Origin of the sequence: Nonomuraea aridisoli, from assembly GCF_003236395.1 — a bacterium.
Lineage (GTDB): Bacteria > Actinomycetota > Actinomycetes > Streptosporangiales > Streptosporangiaceae > Nonomuraea > Nonomuraea aridisoli.
The window spans coordinates 1-19,465 of record NZ_POUD01000025.1 but is presented as its reverse complement, the minus strand read 5'-3'; the positions used below and the strand labels follow the sequence as shown (position 1 = coordinate 19,465).

Here is a 19,465-nt window from a genome sequence, read left to right as displayed (position 1 = left end):
ATGGGGGGATGCGGAGCGACGCGCGGGCGAATCGGGACCGGGTGCTGGCCGCGGCCGAAGAGGTCTTCGGCGAGTCCGGCATCGCCGGTTCGACCGAGGAGGTCGCACGCCGGGCCGGTGTCGGAATCGGCACCGTCTTCCGGCACTTCCCGACCAAGCAGGCGCTGGTCAAGGCCACCGTCGTTCGGCACCTCACCCTGCTCGCCGAAACAGCGCGGGCGCGGGGCGAGGGCGGCGAGGCCGGGGCGGCGTTCCGGGAGACGTTCCGGGAGATGGTCTCAGGCGCTCCGGCGAAGCTCGCGCTCGTCGCGTTGCTGGAGGAGCCCGCCGACTCGACAGGCTCCGCCGACGAGGTGGAGTCCGCGGCCACCATGGTGCGCGAAGCCGTCGAGGAGTTGCTGTCCCGCGGCCAGCAAGCCGGTGAGGTGCGCGCGGATGCAACGGTGGATGAGGTCTACATGCTGATCAGAGCGCTGGCCGACGCCCGGGGCGACCGGACCGTCATGGACCGAGCGGTCGACATAGTGCTGGACGGCCTGTCCCCGCGGCGTTCCGAGTAGCCACCCCGCGCGGTCCGCGCCCCGCGTTGACCACGTGCCCGCGCAGTGACACGTAACCGGGCCGGGCCGGGTTCTTGACCCGGGTCCGCCATGCGCCGGAGTGCCGGGACACGGGGGTCTTCTGCCAGGTGGCACCGTCGTCGTACGACACCTCGACCCCGACCGTGCGCACCTCGCTGGCCGCGCCCTGCGAGGTGAGCGTGATCGGGATCTGCATGGTCCGGTGCGTCTCGGCGGTGTTGGTGAGATCCAGGCTCGGGGCGAAGCCGATCGCCGTGAACGGCAGGGTCAGGTCCGGGTCGGCGTGCGCCGGGGTGAACTCCAGCGTGATGTCCCGCCGCGTGGACAGCCGCAGCGAGGGGGCCCGCACGTTGAGCTCCGCCCGGTACCGGCCGGGGGTGGGATCCACGTCGATGCCCACCACCGAGCTGGTGCGCTCGGCGGCCAGAGCGCCGTCCCGGTAGAGCGTGAAGCGCGGCGCGCCGTCGCCCCAGTCCGCCTCGGCGCTGCCGACGTGGCCGTCCGCGTCCGCGTACCCGCCGAGCCGTAGCACCAGCTCGTCGCCTCGCCGTTCCACCGTCGGGTACGGGGGATACGACGGTGTCATCGGCGTACTGTGCACGGCGCCGTTCCAGCGCTCGGTGTTGGCGTCGTGCCCGTGCCGCCTCGAGGGGTGGCGCGCGATGACCTCGTCCTGTGGCCGCTGGATCCGGACAACATCGGCAGCGTGCTGCGCGGACCACGTCGCCGGTGGACGCAATCGCATGCAGCATTGCATCGTTGGATCTTCCATGCATGACCTCACTCAGCGTTGACAGTGATAGCAAGCGCTTGCATGATTGCTTGCATTGTCTCGAAGGAGGAGCGATGACGCCCGACCAGTCCAAGCTCACCCGGCGTACCTTCGGCGTGGGAGCGGCGGCCTTAGGCGCCGCGGCCCTCTTCACCCCGGCCCAGGCCAGAGCCGAGGGCGCTGCGGCGGCGCAGGTCCCGGCCTTCCCCGGCGCGGAGGGCTGCGGCATGTACGTCTCGGGAGGTCGCGGCGGCGACGTCTACCCCGTGACCACCCTGGCCGACTCCGGCCCCGGCTCGTTGCGGGAGGCCGTCAAGGGCAGCAACCGTACCGTCGTGTTCAAGGTCTCCGGCACCATCTACCTGAAGTCGCGGCTGGACATCAGCGGCTCCAACCTCACCGTCGCCGGCCAGACCGCGCCCGGCGACGGCATCTGCATCGCCGGCTATCCCACGCGCATCGCGGGGCAGAACGTGATCGTCCGCTATCTGCGCTGCCGCATGGGCGACATCGCCGGGGTGACCGAGGACGCGATGTGGGCCCGCCGTACGCAGGATGTGATCATCGATCACTGCTCGCTCAGCTGGAGCACGGACGAGGCGCTGTCGGTCTACGAGAACGCGCGCGTGACCGTCCAGTGGTGCCTCCTCTCCGAAAGCCTGACGATGTCGGTCAACCCGGAGGGGCGGCACGGCTACGGCGGCATCTGGGGCGGCGAGAACGTCTCCTACCACCACAACCTGATCGTCCACCACACCAGTCGCACCCCGCGCTTCGCGCCGCGCAGCGCCGCCGGGCCCGACATCGCGCTCAAGGTCGACTACCGCAACAACGTCGTCTACAACTGGGGCTTCAACTCCGCCTACGGGGGCGAGGACTCGGCCGGGATCAACATGGTCGGCAACTACTACCGGTCCGGGCCCGACACCCTGGCCGAGGTGCGCGACCGCATCGTGGAGCCGACGGTCAGCACGCTCGGCGGGCCCGGGTCCTGGTACGTCGCCGACAACCACGTGGACGGGTTCCCGCAGGTCACCGCCGACAACTGGCTCGGCGTGGACGGCGACGTGGCGATCACCAGGTTGACCGCGCCGGTGACCTTCCCGCAGGAGCTCCCAGCCGAGTCTGCCGTGGTGGCCTTCGAGCGGGTCCTGGCCGGGGCGGGCGCGATCCTGCCTCGGCGCGACTCCGTGGACGCCCGCGTCGTGCAGGACGTACGGCAGGGGACGGGCCGGTTGATCAACTCCCAGACCGAGGTCGGCGGCTGGCCGGAGCTCCGTTCCACGACCCCGCCGGCCGACAGCGACGGCGACGGCATCCCCGACGCGTGGGAGACGGCCAACGGCCTGAACCCGCAGGATCCGGCCGACGGCAAGGCGGTCGGCGCCGACGGCTACACCAACCTCGAGCGCTACCTGAACTCCATCGGCCGGACCGGCGCCGCCAACCCCGACGTCCGACTGCTGCAGCCCACGGGCGACGCGCTCGTCACCACCTCCGGAGCCACCGCCAAGGTCTTGCTCGTCGCCGAGGCGGCCGGGCGTGGCGTCCCGCTCGCGCGCGTGGAGTTCCGGGCGGGTGACAAGCTCGTCGGTACGGTGACCAGCCGGCCGTACCGGCTGGAGTGGAAGGACGCCCCCGAGGGCACCCACTACGCCACCGCGACGGCCGTCGACGCGACCGGCACCGCGACGACCTCGACCGCGCTGCCCGTGCACGTCAACCGGGCCACCACGATCGGCGAGTGGAAGGCGGTCGACGTCGGCAGCACGCCCATCCGCGGCGCCGCTTCGCTGGTCGACGGCGTGATGACGGTCAAGGGGTCGGGCGCGATCGGCGGCACGGCCGACCGGTTCCGCTTCGTCTTCCGGCCCTGGCGCGGCGACGGCGAGATCGTGGCCAGGGTCGAGTCGATCAGGAAGGTCTACCCCGAGGTGGTCGGCGGGGTCATGATCAGGAGCAACCTGGGCCCGTCGGCGTCGTTCGCGCTGATGCAGCTCACCTATTTCGGCAGCGGCATGGTCTCCCGCTTCGGCACGCGGGTGAGCGACGGCGCCGAGGCGCAGACGCTCCAGTATCCCGACGTCCCCGAGGACGCGAGCGTGGCCACGCCGTACTGGGTACGCCTGACCAGGAAGGGCGGCACGGTCACCGGCGCCGTCTCCGCGGACGCGCAGACCTGGCACGAGGTCGGCTCGGGCGCCGTCGAGCTGCCCGAATTGATCTTCGTGGGCCTGGCCGTCGACGGGCGGAAGGAGAGCAACGCGATCGCCAACTACGGCACGGTACGGTTCTCCGGGATCTCGCTCGGCTGACAACCGCTGTCATCCATATATTGCCAGTGTCAGGATGGGCAAATACAACAAGGCACTGCAAGTGCTGCATGCGCTTGCAGTAGGGTGGGGACGGCTAACCCCCGCACGGAGGAGACTCAGTTGCCAGCAGCACTTGCACGGTTCACGGCGGACCGGCTACCCGTCGAGGTCTACGAGAGCGAGGCCGCCCTGGGTCGGGCCGCGGCCGAGCGCGCCGCCGCGCTCCTCCGTGACGCGGTACGGCAACGCGGCGCAGCCCGCGTGGTCATCGCCACGGGAAACTCCCAGTACGCCTTCACCGACGCGTTGCGCGACCAGGACATCCCCTGGGACCGGGTGACGGTCTTCCACATGGACGAGTACGTGGGGATCCCGGCCGACCACCCGGCCTCGTTCCGCAGGTGGATCAGGGAGCGCATCGAGGAGCCGTTCGCCCCCGCGGCGGTCCACTACATCGCCGGCGACACCGGTGACGCCGAGGCCGAGTGCGCCCGCTACGAGGCGGAGCTGCGGTCGGCGCCGCTCGACCTGGTGTGCATGGGCATCGGTGAGAACGGGCACCTGGCCTTCAACGAGCCGCACGAGGCGCGTTTCGACGACGACCGATGGGCACGGGTGATCACGCTGACCGAACGCTCGATCGCCCAGCAGGTCGGCGAGGGCCACTTCCCGGCCGTCGCCGACGTGCCGCGGACGGCGATCTCGCTCACCGTCCCGGCGCTGCTGGCGGCCACGGCGGTGCAGGTGTGCGTGCCCGAGCAGCGCAAGGCCTCCGCAGTGGAGACCGCGCTGACGGCACCCGTCTCGCCGGGTTGCCCGGCGACGATCCTGCGGCGGACGCCGCACGCGACGCTGTTCCTCGACCTCGCCTCCTCCAGCAAGATCGACCTGCCGCGGTGATCATCTCCGGCGGACGCGTCCTCCTGCCGGAGGGGATCCGCGACGATCTGGACGTGTTGATCGACCACGGCCGGATCGAAGCCCTGATCCCAGCCGAGGAAAGGGGCCACAGAGCCAGGGACGGCGGCGGCAGGGTGGACGTCGGCGGGCGGCTGGTCACTCCCGGGCTGATCGACCTGCACGTGCACGGTTTCGCCGGCGGGTGCTTCGACGACGGCCCTGGTCCGGCCGCCGGTGTCCTGCGTGGCCTGGCCGCGCAGGGCGTCACCGCCGTCCAGGCGTCCCTGGTCTCGGCCCCGGTCGGCGTCCTGGCCGAGCGCCTGGCGGCCTTCGCCGCGATGGAACGGCCGGCCGACGGCGCCCGACTGCTCGGCGTGCACCTCGAAGGCCCGTTCCTGGCGGCCGCCCAGTGCGGGGCGCACGACCCTGCCGTCCTCGGCCCGCCCTCAGCCGACGACGTCCGCCGGCTGCTCGACTTCCGCGACGTCCTCGGCATGGTGACGCTCGCCCCCGAACTCCCCGGCGCCGCCGAGGCCACCGGTCTGCTCGCCGGCGCCGGGGTCATCGTGGCCGCCGGCCACAGCGAGGCGCGCGGCGACGCGCTCAGGGCCGCGGTGGACGCCGGCCTCACCCACATCACGCACCTGTGGAGCGGCCAGTCCAGCACGGTCAGGGAGGGGCCCTGGCGCGTCCCCGGCCTGCTGGAGGAGTCGCTGGCCGCCGACCACCTCACCGCCGAGGTGATCGCCGACGGGCGCCACCTGCCCCCGGCGCTCCTGGAGATCGCCCGCCGCTGCGTGGGCGAGCGGCTGTGCGTGGTGTCCGACGGCACCCCGGGCACCGGCCTGCCCAGAGGCTCCCGCTACCGGCTGGGCACGGTGACGTGCGAGGTGGGCGACGGCGTCGGGGTGGTGGTCGGCGCGGACGCGTTCGGCGGCTCCACCTCCACGCTGCCCGACATGCTTCGCCACCTCACCGGCGACCTGGGCTGGCCCGTGGCCGAGGCGGTCGCCGCCGCCACGGCCGTACCGGCGCGCGTGCTGGGCCTCGCCCATCGCAAGGGCGCGATCGCCCCCGGCCTCGACGCCGACCTGGCCGTTTTCGACGAAGGATTCCACCCGTGGGCGACCGTGCTGCGCGGCGCGTGGCTCGGCCCAGAAAGGACTGCCCCATGACGAGGGCCTTGGTGCTGGCAGAAGGCGACTCCGTGGCGGTCGTCCTCGACGGAGCCGCCGCCGGTGACCCGATCGCCGCCGGCCCCACCGCCGGCCTCACCGCCGCCGAGGACATCCCGCCGGGCCACAAGGTGAGCATCGCCGCCGTCGCCCAGGGCGCGGAGGTCCTCAAGTACGGCCAGGTGATCGGCCACGCCACCACCCCCATCGCGCCCGGCCAGCACGTGCACACGCACAACCTGGGCTTCCACGACACAGAGGCCGCCCAGTACGGCCCCGCCGCCACCCGGGCCGTCACGCCGGCCGAGCCCGAGACCTTCCAGGGCATCGTCCGGCAGGACGGCCGCGTCGCCACCCGCAACTACGTCGGCATCATCACCTCGGTCAACTGCTCGGCCACGGTCGCCAAGATCATCGCGGATCAGGTGAGCCGGTCGGGGATGCTGGAGGAGGTGCCGGGCATCGACGGCGTCGTCGCCATCACCCACGGCACGGGCTGCGGCCTAGCCTCCGACGGCGAGGGCCTGGAGCTGCTGCGCCGCACGCTGTCCGGCTACGCCGCCCACCCCAACTTCGGCGGGTTGCTGGTGCTGGGCCTGGGCTGTGAGGTCAACCAGATCGCCGACCTGGACCTGCCCGGCGACACTCCGGTGACCACGATGACGATCCAGGACGCGGGCGGGACCGCGGCAGCCGTACGCCAAGGTGTGGAAGCGATCCGCGACCTGCTGCCCGCGCTCAAGGCGGAGCGCACGCCGGTGCCGGCCTCCCACCTGGTGCTGGGGCTCAAGTGCGGCGGCTCGGACGGCTACTCGGGCATCACGGCCAACCCCGCGCTCGGCGTGGCCGCCGACCTGCTAGTCGCGCAGGGCGGTACCGCGATCCTGGCCGAGACCCCGGAGATCTACGGCGCCGAGGGGCTGCTGGCGGCGCGGGCGGCCGACGAGAAGGTGGCGCGGGCGCTGCTGGAGCGGATCGAGTGGTGGCGCGACTACACCGCCCGGCACGGCGGCTCGCTCGACAACAACCCCTCACCCGGCAACAAGGCCGGCGGGATCACCACGATCCTGGAGAAGTCGCTGGGCGCGGTCGCCAAGTCGGGCAGCACGCCGCTGAACGGCGTCTACCGCTTCGCCGAGCAGGTGCGGGACCGGGGCCTGGTCTTCATGGACACCCCCGGCTACGACCCCGTCTCGGTGACCGGCATGGTCGCGGGCGGCGCCAACGTGGTCTGCTTCACCACCGGGCGCGGCTCGGTCTACGGGTGCAAGCCGGTGCCCAGCCTCAAGCTGGCCACCAACAGCGACCTCTACCGCCGGATGCGCGACGACATGGACATCGACTGCGGCCCGATCGCGGCCGGCGAGCTCACGATCGAGGAGTCGGGCCGCGCGATCCTCGACCTCGTCCTGGCCACGGCGTCAGGGGAGCGGACCGCCAGCGAGCGCTTCGACTTCGGCCAGGAGGAGTTCGCGCCATGGCAGCTGGGCGCGGTCATGTAGCGGTCAGGTGGCCGGGGCGAGCGCGGTGGAGCCGCGGACGACGAGCCTGGTCTCGAGCTGGACCACCGGCGGCTCCTCGTCCGACGGGTTCTCGATCATGCCCAGCACCAGGTCGACCGCGGTCATCCCGGCCTCCGCGCCGGGCACGTGGATGGAGGTCAGCGTCGGGTAGGCCATGCCGGACATCGGGCTGTCGTCGATGCCGATCACGCTCAGGTCGTGGCCGACCCGCACGCCCCGCTCGGCCAGCCGCGTCATCAGCCCCAGCGCGATCAGGTCGTCGTAGGCGATCACGGCGGTGACCTCGCTGGCGTACACGAGGTCGGCGGCCCGCACCCCGGCCTGGATCTGCGGCTCGAACGGCCCGTACTCCACCAGTTCCACGCCCTGGGCGGCGCAGGCGGCCACGATCGCCTCGCGGCGCTGGGTGTTGGACCACGAGCGGCGCGGGCCGTTGAGGTAGGCGAGCTTGCGGTGGCCGAGCGCGGTCAGGTGCTCGACCGCCTCCGCCATGCCGTCGGCGTTGTCGACCAGCACGTTGGCCGCCCCCGCGACCTGTCGGTTGACGAACACGATGGGGTTGAGGTGGGCCAGCTCGTGGAGCCGCTCCTCCGAGGCGCGCGGCGAGACCATGATCAGGCCGTCCACGCGCTTGCGGATGACCTGGGCGCGCTGCACCTCGTCGCCGGGGTGCTCGTCGACGTCGGTGATGATCACCGTCTTGCCCTTGAGCCCGGCCCTGGCCTGGATGGCCTTGATGATCGGCGGGAAGAAGGGGTTGGCGATGTCGGGGACGATGAGCCCGATGATGTCGTGGTGCCCCGAGCTCAGCGACCTGGCGGTCTGGTTAGGGACGTAACCCAGCTCACGTGCGGCCCGCCGGACGCGGTCGCGGGTGTGCGGGTTGACCTTGTCCGGGTCGGACAGCGCCCGCGAGACGGTCGACGCGGACAGCCCCGTGGCCTGGGCGACGTCCGCAAGCGTGACTGGCATGAGCTGCGTCCCCCTCCGTAGTTTGCAGCAACGCAACGACGATATCGCACTGGCGGAACGCCGGAAGCGAAGTTGTGTTGCAGAAAATTCTGGTATTGCGGCAATCGCTTGCAGTATGTAGGTTCGCCGAAACGGCTCAGCGTTACCGGAGGAGGCTGGCGATGGCCACGAACATCTCACGCAGGACACTCTTCGGGTACGGCGGCGCACTGACAGGCGTGGCACTCCTGGGCGTGGCGTGCACGGGCGGAGAGACCCCGCTCCCCCCGCCGGTCTCGGGCGGAGACCCCGCCGCGCTCGAGTCGCCGATGCTGGCCCAGCGCGTCAAGGCCGGCACGCTGCCCCCGCTCGACCAGCGGCTCCCCGCCAAGCCCATGATCGTCAAGCCGCTGCAGGAGGCCGGCCGGTTCGGCGGCACGCTGCGGCGGGCCCAGACCAGCGCCGCCTCCGACACCGTCACCGTCGCGTTCTGCGCGGCGGGGCTGGTGGAGTGGACGCTCGACATCAAGGGGGCCCAGCCGAGCCTGGCCGAGTCCTACACCCGCAGCGACGACAACCGCGTCTACACCTTCGTGGTGCGCGAGGGCCTGAAGTGGTCGGACGGCCAGCCTTTCACCGCCCAGGATGTCGCCGACTCCATCCAGCACTTCTTCGGCAACAAGCTCTTCAACGTCCAGCCGCCGGTCTACATGTCCGACGGCGGCAAGCTGCCCAAGGTGGACATCAAGGACGGCCGCACGCTGACGATCTCCTTTGAGGAGCCGTCGGCCATGTTCGAGAAATTCATGTGTCATCCGGGCATCAGCATCCAGCTCGTCAAGCCGTGGCACTACCTCAAACAGTTCCACATCGACCTCGCCGAGACAGAAGACGACAAGGCCAAGGTGGAGGCGGCGGCCAAGGCGGCCGGATTCGACTCCTGGGACATGTACTTCCTCGACCGCGACGACATCTGGAAGAACCCCGAGCGCCCGGTCATGGGCGCCTACATCGTGACCAAGCCGGCCGGCGCGCAGAGCGGCACCGCCGAGTTCGAGCGCAACCCGTACTACTTCAAGACCGACCCCGACGGGCGGCAGCTGCCCTACATCGACAAGATCCAGGTGCAGATGCTGGAGCAGGACGCGCTCGACCTGCGCGCGGCCAACGGCGACCTCGACTTCCAGGCCCAGTTCCTCGGCTACAGCACCACGCAGGTGTACCTGCGCAACGCCGAGGCGCGCGGCTTCAAGGTGCTGCGCTGGGAGCCCGGCTGGTCGCTGCTGTCCATCAACCCGAACCTGTCACACAAGGACCCGGTGCTGCGCAAGCTGTTCCTGGACAAGCGGGTCCGCTTCGCGCTGTCCCACGCGATCAACCGCGAGGAGATCAACAAGACGCTGCTCGGCGGGCTCGGCGTGCTGCGCCAGCCGGTCTCCACCGAGGCCGAGCCGTACTACACCCAAGGCGACGGCGACACCGCGCTCGCCTTCGACCTGGCCAAGGCCAACGCGTTACTGGACGAGGCGGGACTGACCGAGCGCGACGCGGCCGGCACCAGGCTGCGTCCGGACGGCAAGCCGTTCGAGCTGGTCATCACCTTCATCGAGGACAACTCCGAGGTGCCGCGCACGGACGCCTTCGAGGCCGTGCGCCGCCACTGGGCGGCGGCGGGCGTCAAGCTCGCGCTGCGCCCCGTCGACAAGACCCTGTACGCCGAGGTGCGCAGCAGCAACGACTTCGACCTCGACGGCGTCGGCACCCCGGAGAACAGCTGGGACATCGAGCCGGTGTGGTACGTCCCCACCGCCAGCAACAGCCACTTCGCCCCCGCGTACGGCAACTGGTACGCCAGCAAGGGCAAGGCAGGCGACGAGCCGCCGGCCGAGATCAAGGAGCTGATGGACCTCTGGGACACCATGGCGACGGCCACCAGCGACCAGGAGCGCATCGAAGCGGGCAAGAAGATCATGACCGCGCACGACCGGAACCTCTACATCATCGGCATCGTCCGGCTCCCGTTCCAGCCCGTCGTGGTGAACGCCAAGCTGCGCAACGTGCGCGACGACAAGCCCCCCATGCTGTTCCACTACGGCCGTGAAGGTGTCACCAAGCCCGAGCAGTTGTACTTCGCATGATCCGCTTCGTCCTGCTGAGGCTGCTCCACGTCGTCCCCATCCTGGTGGCGATCTCGATCGTGGCCTTCTTCATCATCCAGTTGCCGCCGGGCGACTTCCTGAGCACGCACGTGGCCGCCTTGGAGGGCCGGGGCGAGAGTCTCGACCCGGCCTACATCCAGGCGCTGCGCGAGCGGTACGGGCTCGGCGACCCGTTCTGGATCCAGTACTGGAAGTGGATCACGAACATCCTGCTGCACGGCGACTTCGGGCAGTCCTTCGAGTTCCGCCGCCCGGTCGCCGGGCTCATCGGCGAGAGGCTGCCGCTGACGCTCACGCTCGGCATCGCCACGCTCGTCTTCACCTGGGCCGTGGCGCTGCCGGCCGGCATCTACTCCGCGCGCAAGCAGCACTCGTGGATCGACTACGCGATCTCCGGCATCGGGTTCGTGGCGCTGGCCGTGCCGGCGTTCCTGACCGCGCTCGTGCTCGCCTACCTGGGCTTCGAGTTCTTCGGCCAGAGCGTGGGCGGACTGTTCTCGCCCGAGTACGCCAACGCGCCGTGGAGCCTGGGCAAGCTCGCCGACCTGCTGCAGCACCTGTGGATCCCGGTCGTCGTGCTGGGGCTGGCGGGAACGGCCGGGATCATCCGGATCACCCGCGCCAACCTGCTGGACGAGCTGCACAAGCCGTACGTGGTGACCGCGCGCGCCAAGGGGCTGCCCGAAGGGCGGCTCACCCGGAAGTATCCGGTGCGGATCGCGCTGAACCCCTTCATCTCGACCGCCGGCTGGCACCTGCCGTCCTTGTTCGACGGCGAGATCATCGTGGCCCAGGTGCTGGCGCTCGGGACGATCGGCCCGCTGCTGCTGCAGGCGCTGAAATCGCAGGACATGTACCTGGCCGGCGGCATCATCCTCATCGTCGCGGTCCTCACGGTGGTCGGGACCCTGCTGTCGGACATCCTGCTCGCGGTCGCCGACCCGCGCGTGCGCTTCGGAAAGGCGTGATCATGGCTACCGTCGAGCGCGCCTCCCAGCGGACGCTGATCTGGCGCCGCTTCCGCAAGCACCGGCTGGCCATGGTGGGCCTGTGGCTGCTCGGCCTGATGTACGCCGCGGCCGCGCTGGCCGGGTTCCTGGCCCCGTTCGGCAAGGACAGCCACTCCTCCGACCACGCCTACCAGCCGCCGCAGATCCCGTCGTTCTCCTTCGAGCACGGCTTCTACGTGCACCCGACGGCCGGCCGTACCGACCCGGAGACGCTGGAGCAGGTCTTCACGGAGGACACCTCGCGGGTGGTGGAGCTCGGGTTCTTCGTCAAGGGTGATCCGTACACGCTGCTGGGGTTCATCCCGGGCGATGTCCACCTGTTCGGTCCGGAGGACCCGGGGGAGCGCTTCTACCTGCTGGGAGCCGACCGCACCGGGGCCGACCTGCTGTCCAAGATCTTCTTCGGCTCGCAGATCTCGCTGTCCATCGGGCTGGTGGGCGTGGGGATGTCGTTGGTGCTGGGCCTGCTTCTCGGCGGCGTCTCCGGATATTTCGGTGGATGGGTCGACCTCGTGATCCAGCGGGTCATCGAGTTCATCATGTCGATCCCCACGCTGCCGCTCTGGCTGGGGCTGGCCGCCGCGATCCCGCCGCAGTGGGGGCCGCTCCAGACGTACTTCATCATCACGGTGATCCTGTCGCTGCTCGGCTGGACCAGCCTCGCCCGCGTCATCCGCGGGCGCTTCCTGCAGGTGCGCGGTGAGGACCATGTCCTGGCGGCCCAGCTGGACGGCGTGCCGAAGTCGCGGATCATCTTCCGCCACATGCTGCCGTCCTTCGCCTCGCACGTCATCGCGACCGTCAGCCTGTCGGTGCCCACGATGATCCTGGCCGAGACCTCGCTGTCCTTCCTCGGGCTGGGTCTGCGCGCGCCGGCGATCTCCTGGGGCGTGCTGCTCCAGGACGCCCAGAGCGTACGGACCGTCGTCACCGCGCCCTGGCTGATGATGCCGGCAGTCGCGGTGGTGCTCGCGGTCGTGGCCTTCAACTTCGTCGGCGATGGGCTGCGCGACTCGGCCGACCCCTACGGAAAGAGGAGCTCGTGATGCTGGAGATCCGTGACCTGCGCGTGAGCTTCGACGGCGACGACGGCGAGGTGCGCGCCGTGGACGGCGTCGACCTCACCCTGGAGCGCGGGCGCACGCTCTGCGTGGTGGGGGAGTCGGGCTCCGGCAAGTCGGCCACGGCACGCGCGATCCTCCAGCTCCTCGGACCGGCCGGGCGCGTGGCCGGCGGGCGAATCCTGCACCGGCCGCTGCCGGACTCCGACGTCACCGACCTGGCCGCGCTCGACCCGATGGGCCCGGCGATCAGGGCCGTTCGCGGGCGGGAGATCGGGCTGGTCTTCCAGGAGCCGTCGGCGTCGCTGAGCCCGGTGCACACCATCGGTAACCAGATCGCCGAGGTGCTGGCCGTACACGAGGGGATCAAACCCCGCGACTCGCGCGAGCGGGTCATCCAGGAGTTGCGGCGCGTGGGCATCCCGCGCGCCGAGGAACGCGTCGACGCCTACACCTTCCAGCTGTCGGGCGGCATGCGGCAGCGGGCGGCGATCGCGATGGCACTGATCTGCCGCCCGTCGCTGCTGATCGCCGACGAGCCGACGACGGCGCTCGACGTGACCACGCAGGCCCAGATCCTCGACCTGTTGGCCGAGCTGAAGGAGTCGCTGGGGATGACGCTCATGTTCATCACCCACGATCTGGGCGTGGTCGCCGAGATCGCCGACGACGTGGTGGTGATGCGCAAGGGCAAGGTCGTCGAGGCGGGCACGGTGGAGCAGGTCTTCCACGAGCCCGAGCACGACTACACCCGGGCCCTGCTGGCCACGCTGCCCCAGCGCGACACCGCCGCGCGGGCCGCCGACGAAGCGCCGCCCGAGCCGCTGCTGCGGATCAAGGACCTGAGGATGACGTTCGAGACCTCCTCCGGCTCGATCTTCAGCCGGAAACGTGAGCGGGTCGAGGCCGTCGGCGGCGTCTCCTTCGACGTGCCGGAGGGGTCCACGGTGGGCCTGGTCGGCGAGTCCGGCTGCGGCAAGACCACGCTGGGCCGCTGCGTGGTGCGGGCCTACCGGCCGACGGCCGGGGAGATCCTCTACCGCCGCTCCGACGGCGCCGTCGTGGACCTCGCCACGCTTCCCGGGCGCGACCTGCTGCCCTACCGGCGGGAGATCCGCATGGTCTTCCAGGACCCGTACGGCTCGCTGAACCCGCGCATGACCGTCGGCCAGGTGGTCGGAGAGCCGCTGGTCGTGTCCGGCGTGGAGGACGTCGAGGACCGGGTGGCCGCGATGATCGAGAAGGTGGGACTGCCCCGGGCCGCGCTCAACCGCTACCCGCACGCCTTCTCCGGCGGCGAGCGCCAGCGCATCGGCATCGCCCGCGCGCTGATCAGCGAGCCACGGCTGGTCATCGCCGACGAGGCCGTCTCGGCCCTGGACGTGTCGATCCGCGGCCAGATCCTGGACTTGATGGCCGAGCTGCAACGCGACCTCGGCCTGACGTACCTGTTCGTCTCGCACGACCTGTCGGTGGTGGAGAAGGTCTGCGACCGGGTCGTGGTCATGTACTTCGGGAAGGTGGTGGAGGAAGGCACGGTCGCCGAGGTGTTCGGCGACCCGAAGCACGGCTACACCCGGGCGCTGCTGTCGGCGGTGCCGGTTCCCGACCCCGATCTGCGCGACACCCGGGAGCGCCTGGCCTACTCCGGCTGAGCTCCTTCGACGATCTTGAGGAGGGTCCGGGCCATCTCGCGGTGGCCGGCGGCGTTGGGATGGGTCGGGTCGCCGTACCAGCTACGGTCCGCGTGAGCGGCCCAGTGGGCGGCGTGGTCGACCAGCACGGTCTCCTGCCCGGCGGCCACGTCGCGGACGGACTGGGCGTAGGGGGCGAACCACTTCACCCGCTCGGGCGGGGCCTCGGGGAGCACGGGGACCGGCGTCTGGAGCACGACCAGCGCGCCTGCCTGCCGTACGCGGGAGACGATCCCGGAGAGCACTTCGGCGAAGGCGGTCAGCCCGCCGGCGCCGGCCTGCGAGTCGTTCACGCCCACGCCGACGAGCACCACGTCGGGGCGGTGGTGGAGGACGGCCCGTTCCAGGTGCTCGGCCAGGTCGGTCGCGCGCCAGCCGCTGACGCCGGTGTTGATCACCGCGTCCATGCGCCGGCCCAGCTCGTAGCGGACCCGCTCGGTGAACAGCTCGGCGTAGCCGCGGGCCCCGTCGGTCCACCGGGCGCCCTGCACGATGCTGTCCCCGGCGAACAGCCAGGTCACTGGCTCCGCCCTGGTGATCACATCCATCTCGAATCCTCCTGCAAGCGCTTGTTGCAATTTCAGCACACGGCCGCAATCATGTCAGCATGAATGTGAAGCGGTATGTCGTGTGCGGGTTGTCCAACCGTGGCCTGGCGAGCTTCGTGCTCCCGCTGTTGGAGGCCGGAGGCACTGTAGCCGGGGTCGTGGACCCCGATCAGGCCAGGGTCGCCGCGTTCAACGACACCGTCCTCCCCGAGGGCCACGAGCCCCTGCCCTGGTACGCGCCGGAGGACTTCGACCGCATGGCCGACGAACTGGCCCCCGACACGGTCATCGTCGCCTCGCCCGACCACACCCACGCCGACTACATCCTGGCCGCGCTCGCCCGCGACCTCGACGTCATCTCCGAGAAGCCCATGGTGACCACCGCGGCCGACGCCAAGCGCGTGCTGGAGGCCGAGCGCGACAGCAAGGGCTCGGTGCTGGTCACCCACAACATGCGCTACATCCCGCGGCACCGCCAGGTCAAGGAGCTCATCCTGAACGGCAAGCTGGGCCGCGTCACGCACGTCGCGCTCGACTACCACGTCGACATCCGCCACGGCGGCAGCTACTTCCAGCGCTGGAACCGGCTGCGCGCCCTGTCCGGCGGGCTCTCGGTGCACAAGAGCTGCCATCACCTCGACCTCGTCGCCTGGTGGCTGGACGCGGTGCCGCAGCAGGTCTTCGCGTACGGCGCGCTGAACTACTTCGGGCCCGACAGCCCGCACCGGCCACGTGACGCCTCCGGCCGGCCGTACACGGGAGCGGAACTGCGGCGGCACGACCCCTACTACCAGGCGCAGGCCGGCAGCGGCGCCTTCCCTGAGCCGGGCGGCGGCCGCACCGGGCTCTACGGCCTGTCCTACGAGCACCAGTATCCGGCCGGCGGCGACACCTACATCTACGACGACGAGATCGATGTGGAGGACACCTACTCCGCGCTCGTCCGCTACGAGAGCGGCGCGAGCCTGGCCTACAGCCTGGACTTCTCCTCGCCGTGGGAGGGCTACCGGGTGGTGATCAGCGGCACGCACGGCCAGATCGAGTCGCGGCACGGCCGCACACCGGACGGCACGCCCCTGCCCGGCTCGACCACCTTCACCTACTCGCCGCTGTTCGGCGAGCCGTCGGTCATCGACGTGATCGTTCAGGAGGGCGGGCACGAGGGCGCCGACCCGGTACTCAGGAACGACCTGTTCGGCGAGCCCGGCCCCGACTCGCTCCGGCTGTCGCTGCCCGCCTCGGCCACCGACGGCGCGCTGGCCGTGGCCACCGGCGAGGCGATGTGGCGCTCGGTCGTCGAGTCGCGGCCCGTCGACATCGCCGAGCTCCTGTGATCCTGCACTTCGGCCTGGGTGCCTTCCACCGCGCCCACCAGGCCGTCCACACCCAGGAAGCCGGTGACGGGTGGTGGATCCGCGCCGTGGCGCCGCGCTCGGCCGAGATCGTCGAGGCGCTGCGGGCGCAGGCGCACCGCTACACGGTCCTGGTCAGGGACGGCCGGCAGGTCACCTCCGTGCCGGTCGCCTCGATCCGGCAGGCACTGCACGCGCCGACGGACACCCCGGAGGTCCTGGAGCTCGTCGCCGACCCGGCGGTCCGCGTGATCACCCTCACGATCACCGAGAAGGCCTACGCCGACCTGAGCCCGTCAGGCCCGATCGGCCTGCTGGCCGCCGGGCTGGCCAGGCGCACCGCGCCCGTGGCCGTGGTGAGCTGCGACAACCTCCTCGACAACGGCCGGCGCACCCGCGAGGCGGTGGCCAAGGCCGGGGCCGCGGACCTCGGCCACGTCACGTTCCCCGCGACCGTCGTGGACCGCATGGTGCCCGCCACCACGCCGGCCGACCGCGCCTACGCCCGCGACCGGGCCGTGGTGGTGGCCGAGCCGTACAGCCAGTGGGTGTTGCAGGACGAGTTCCCGGCCGGGCGGCCCGCGTGGGAGCGGGCCGGCGCGGTGTTCGCCGCCGACGTCGAGCCGTACGAGCGGGCCAAGCTGCGGATCCTCAACGGCGTGCACAGCGCCCTGGCCTACACGGGGGCGCTGACGGGGCACGAGCACATCTCCGACACGCTGGCCGATCCGGCACTGTCCCGGCTGGCCGTCCTGCTGCTGGAGGACGTGCTGCCCACGCTGACCCCGCCGCCCGGCCTCGACCTGGCCGCGTACGGCGAGTCGGTGCTCGGGCGGATGCGGAACACGGCTCTGCGCCACCGGTGCGACCAGGTGGCGCAGGACGGATCCTTGAAGGTGCCCATCCGGCTGCTGGGGACCGTCCGCGACGCCCTGGCCGCCGGGACCGTGCCCCGGTGGACCTGCCTGGCCGTCGCCGCCTGGCTTCGGCACGTCACGGTGTCGGTCTCCGACGCCGGGCTGCCGGTCGTCGTCACCGACCCGGCCGCCGACCACCTGCGCTCCCTGTCGGGCGACCTCGGCCACCTGCTCGCGGCCGTGGCGCCCGACCTGGCCGAGCACCAGGCGTTCCGGTCCCAGGTCGCCGCGGACCTGGCGGCCTTCGCCAAGCACGGCGTCGGGCACGTCATTTCATGTATTTCCCATTAACGCCGCCGTCATTTGCGAGTCCGTCGAACGCGTCGCCCGCCGCACCTACTTCGGCACGAAGATCGAGTACGGGCTTCAGATGCTGGAGCTGTCCTGGGAGGCCTTCTGCGAGCGCACCGAACAGGGCTGGAACGTTGGCAAGCCCTGCTACGGCTACCGAGCCAAGAAGATCCCGCACCCGGTCGCAGCCAAGCGCGCCGAGGGCAGGCACAAGAGCCGCCTGGTTCCCCATCCTGAGGCCGGTGGACCCGCGCCGGGCGCTGGGCCGCTGGAGTGGTTCGGCGGTGCGGGAGATCCAGTGCAACCCGAAGTACACCGGCTACATGGCGTGGAACCGCCGCGCCACGAAGAAGGGCGGCAAGAACAACCCACCCAGCGAGTGGGTCTGGTCACCCCATCTCACCCATGAACCGCTGGTCACCAAAGAGCTGTTCCAGTCGGTCTCGCCCATCGGGAAGATCCGGGAACGTTCCCGGAGCGGCGCGGGACCCAACGCGCACCCTCAGACCCGCCGTACGTACCCGCTGCGGCTCGTACGTCCTCTGCGGGATCTGCGGCCACCGCATGCACAGTAGGAGCCGCCGTGACGTGCCGTACTACGCGTGCGAACCGAACGTGCACCACCACCAGCAGCGCCGCGACTGGTACGCGCGCCACCCCAAGAGTCTGCGGCTCCGGGAGGACGACCTGCTGGACTCGTCCACGAGTTCTTCGCCGAACGCGTCTTCAGCCCGCACCCGCGTGGCCGCCCTCGGCTCGGAAGCGCAGCCTTTCGAGGCCTTCAACCTGGAGCTGCGCTACCGGCTGGACAGGCACGAAGTGCTGATCAGCATCACCGTGAAGGAGGACAACGTGCCCGCGATCAAGGCCCTGACAGACGAGATCGCCGCCCCTCCCGAAGGAGAGACGGCGAATGACTATCGTTCACTGCTGATCGGTGCCCCCTGCAGGATTCGAACCTGCGCGCCCGGCTCCGGAGGCCGGTGCTCTATCCCCTGAGCTAAGGGGGCTCGATGCGTGACAAGGCTATCAGCATCTGAGCACCACTCGGCACCAGATAAAGGTCGGCGAACAGTTCGTGTGAAACCGCACGTGACCGGGCCGGCGCGGGTACCTTTGCGGCCGTGGGCGAGGTTCTTGGGAAAGTGCTGGTCGTTGACGACGACGAGGTGATCCGGCAGCTCATCGCGGTCAACCTGAACCTCGAGGGGTTCGAGGTCGTGACCGCCACCGATGGGCAGGACTGCCTTGATCAGGTGCTCGACGTCATGCCTGATGTCATCACGCTCGATGTGATGATGCCGTGTCTGGACGGGTGGACGACGGCGGAGCGGTTGCGTACCGATGAGGCCACGCGGCACATCAAGGTCGTGCTCATCACGGCCAGGGCGCAGGACGACGACAAGAAGCGGGGCCGGGGCATCGGGGTGGACGCCTACCTGACCAAGCCGTTCGACCCGGCCGAGTTGATTCAGGTCGTGCGGGATCTGGCCGCGGATCCCGGTGCGGGTGCACGTGGCTGAGTGGGGCCTTGGTGCGGTGCCGGTGGTCGTAGGGGCCGGTTGACGGCGTCGCGTGCGGGTGATCGGGTTCGTACGCGCGTGGGGGCGGGCTTGTCCGTAGGGTGGCGGATGTCAGTTCCCCTGCGAAAGGCTGGACCGTGCGTAGCTCGATTTTCGGGAATCTCGACCCTCGGCAGTCGCCTCCTGGGTTCGCGCTGGAGAACGGCAAGATGTTGCGCGTGCAGCTGCCCGAGGTGCTGGCCAAGCAGGGGTCGATGGTCGCCTTTCAGGGGCAGATGGACTTCGACTACGAGGGTGCCGGCGGGCTCGGCAAGCTGCTGAAGAAGGCCGTGACGGGTGAGGGCGCCTCGCTGATGCGGGTTCGCGGGCAGGGGGTGCTCTATCTGGCCGACAACGCCGACGACGTTCACCTGTTCTATCTGGAGAACGAGGGGATCACGGTCAACGGGCGTAACCTGCTGGCGTTCCAGCCGCAGATGACCTGGGACATCCAGCGGGTCCAGGGGGCCGGGGTGGCGGCCGGCGGGTTGTTCAACACCACGGTCACCGGTACGGGGTGGGTGGCGGTGACCACTCATGGGACGCCGGTGTTGCTGGATGTGGCGCGCATGCCGACGTTCGTGGACGGGCAGGCGGCGGTCTGCTGGCTGTCTCTTATTCACATCTGACGCTGCCGACGATCTTACGCGTGTA

At 70.5% G+C, this 19,465-nt stretch carries 17 protein-coding genes and 1 tRNA gene; 14 read left to right on the top strand and 4 right to left on the bottom strand.

Annotated elements, in window-relative coordinates; translation table 11 throughout:
* Positions 1 to 8: 8 nt before the first annotated feature.
* Positions 9 to 560 carry a TetR/AcrR family transcriptional regulator gene (locus C1J01_RS09160; protein ID WP_111178069.1) on the top strand — a complete coding sequence of 184 codons (552 nt, stop codon included), beginning with the start codon at positions 9 to 11 and terminating at the stop codon, positions 558 to 560.
* Here the strand turns inward: C1J01_RS09160 and C1J01_RS09155 are convergent.
* Positions 502 to 1,167, bottom strand: a complete 666-nt coding sequence (locus tag C1J01_RS09155; protein WP_111178067.1) for a hypothetical protein — start codon at positions 1,165 to 1,167, stop codon at positions 502 to 504. The two genes, C1J01_RS09160 and C1J01_RS09155, sit on opposite strands and share 59 nt — an antisense overlap.
* A gap of 260 nt (positions 1,168 to 1,427) precedes the next feature.
* Between C1J01_RS09155 and C1J01_RS09150 the strand changes: the two genes are divergently transcribed.
* The 4 genes from C1J01_RS09150 (at position 1,428) to C1J01_RS09135 (ending at position 7,245) form a co-directional block, all read left to right on the top strand.
* Positions 1,428 to 3,668, top strand: a complete 2,241-nt coding sequence (locus C1J01_RS09150) for an Ig-like domain-containing protein (RefSeq protein ID WP_111178065.1) — start codon at positions 1,428 to 1,430, stop codon at positions 3,666 to 3,668.
* A 120-nt stretch (positions 3,669 to 3,788) separates the two neighbouring features.
* Positions 3,789 to 4,568 (top strand): glucosamine-6-phosphate deaminase, encoded by a 780-nt coding sequence (locus C1J01_RS09145; protein ID WP_181448648.1) that lies wholly within the window; start codon positions 3,789 to 3,791, stop codon positions 4,566 to 4,568.
* On the top strand, positions 4,565 to 5,743 hold the full coding sequence (locus tag C1J01_RS09140) for an N-acetylglucosamine-6-phosphate deacetylase (protein ID WP_181448647.1): 1,179 nt from the start codon (positions 4,565 to 4,567) through the stop codon (positions 5,741 to 5,743). Before C1J01_RS09145 ends, C1J01_RS09140 begins: the two co-directional genes overlap by 4 nt.
* A complete protein-coding gene (locus tag C1J01_RS09135) occupies positions 5,740 to 7,245 on the top strand; it encodes a UxaA family hydrolase (protein WP_111178059.1) in 1,506 nt (501 codons plus the stop codon). Before C1J01_RS09140 ends, C1J01_RS09135 begins: the two co-directional genes overlap by 4 nt.
* 3 nt (positions 7,246 to 7,248) lie before the next feature.
* Here C1J01_RS09135 and C1J01_RS09130 read toward each other — a convergent pair whose 3' ends face one another.
* A complete protein-coding gene (locus C1J01_RS09130; protein WP_111178057.1) occupies positions 7,249 to 8,238 on the bottom strand; it encodes a LacI family DNA-binding transcriptional regulator in 990 nt (329 codons plus the stop codon).
* 161 nt (positions 8,239 to 8,399) lie between these two features.
* On the opposite strand from C1J01_RS09130, the gene C1J01_RS09125 reads away from it, so the two are divergent.
* The 4 genes from C1J01_RS09125 to C1J01_RS09110 are packed head-to-tail and all read left to right on the top strand — an operon-like array spanning position 8,400 to position 14,102.
* On the top strand, positions 8,400 to 10,355 hold the full coding sequence (locus C1J01_RS09125; RefSeq protein ID WP_111178055.1) for an ABC transporter substrate-binding protein: 1,956 nt from the start codon (positions 8,400 to 8,402) through the stop codon (positions 10,353 to 10,355).
* The gene (locus C1J01_RS09120; protein WP_111178053.1) at positions 10,352 to 11,344 is read left to right on the top strand and encodes an ABC transporter permease; all 993 of its coding nucleotides are present in this window, start codon (positions 10,352 to 10,354) and stop codon (positions 11,342 to 11,344) included. The genes C1J01_RS09125 and C1J01_RS09120 overlap by 4 nt, the downstream gene beginning before the upstream one ends.
* Positions 11,345 to 11,346: 2 nt before the next feature.
* Complete coding sequence (locus tag C1J01_RS09115) at positions 11,347 to 12,432, top strand: ABC transporter permease (RefSeq protein WP_111178121.1); 1,086 nt, start codon at positions 11,347 to 11,349, stop codon at positions 12,430 to 12,432.
* Entirely contained in the window at positions 12,432 to 14,102 is a 1,671-nt protein-coding gene (locus C1J01_RS09110; protein ID WP_111178051.1) for an ABC transporter ATP-binding protein, read from the top strand. Before C1J01_RS09115 ends, C1J01_RS09110 begins: the two co-directional genes overlap by 1 nt.
* Here the strand turns inward: C1J01_RS09110 and C1J01_RS09105 are convergent.
* Positions 14,090 to 14,689 (bottom strand): SGNH/GDSL hydrolase family protein, encoded by a 600-nt coding sequence (locus tag C1J01_RS09105; protein ID WP_111178049.1) that lies wholly within the window; start codon positions 14,687 to 14,689, stop codon positions 14,090 to 14,092. The genes C1J01_RS09110 and C1J01_RS09105 overlap by 13 nt on opposite strands.
* Before the next feature lie 59 nt (positions 14,690 to 14,748).
* Here C1J01_RS09105 and C1J01_RS09100 point away from each other — a divergent pair, with 59 nt between their 5' ends.
* The 3 genes from C1J01_RS09100 to C1J01_RS51145 all read left to right on the top strand — a co-directional run bounded on the left by C1J01_RS09100 (position 14,749) and on the right by C1J01_RS51145 (position 17,824).
* Entirely contained in the window at positions 14,749 to 16,023 is a 1,275-nt protein-coding gene (locus tag C1J01_RS09100; RefSeq protein WP_111178047.1) for a Gfo/Idh/MocA family protein, read from the top strand.
* On the top strand, positions 16,020 to 17,249 hold the full coding sequence (locus C1J01_RS09095; RefSeq protein WP_181448646.1) for a mannitol dehydrogenase family protein: 1,230 nt from the start codon (positions 16,020 to 16,022) through the stop codon (positions 17,247 to 17,249). The genes C1J01_RS09100 and C1J01_RS09095 overlap by 4 nt, the downstream gene beginning before the upstream one ends.
* A 242-nt stretch (positions 17,250 to 17,491) precedes the next feature.
* Complete coding sequence (locus tag C1J01_RS51145; RefSeq protein ID WP_220039803.1) at positions 17,492 to 17,824, top strand: recombinase family protein; 333 nt, start codon at positions 17,492 to 17,494, stop codon at positions 17,822 to 17,824.
* A gap of 363 nt (positions 17,825 to 18,187) precedes the next feature.
* Here C1J01_RS51145 and C1J01_RS09085 read toward each other — a convergent pair.
* A tRNA-Arg gene (locus C1J01_RS09085) sits at positions 18,188 to 18,259 on the bottom strand.
* A gap of 114 nt (positions 18,260 to 18,373) precedes the next feature.
* Here C1J01_RS09085 and C1J01_RS09080 point away from each other — a divergent pair.
* Both C1J01_RS09080 and C1J01_RS54265 read left to right on the top strand, forming a co-directional pair.
* The gene (locus C1J01_RS09080) at positions 18,374 to 18,772 is read left to right on the top strand and encodes a response regulator transcription factor (RefSeq protein ID WP_235854340.1); all 399 of its coding nucleotides are present in this window, start codon (positions 18,374 to 18,376) and stop codon (positions 18,770 to 18,772) included.
* Positions 18,773 to 18,909: 137 nt separating this feature from the next.
* Positions 18,910 to 19,440: an AIM24 family protein gene (locus C1J01_RS54265; protein ID WP_500047596.1), complete on the top strand. Its 531-nt coding sequence runs from the start codon at positions 18,910 to 18,912 to the stop codon at positions 19,438 to 19,440.
* Positions 19,441 to 19,465: the final 25 nt, after the last annotated feature.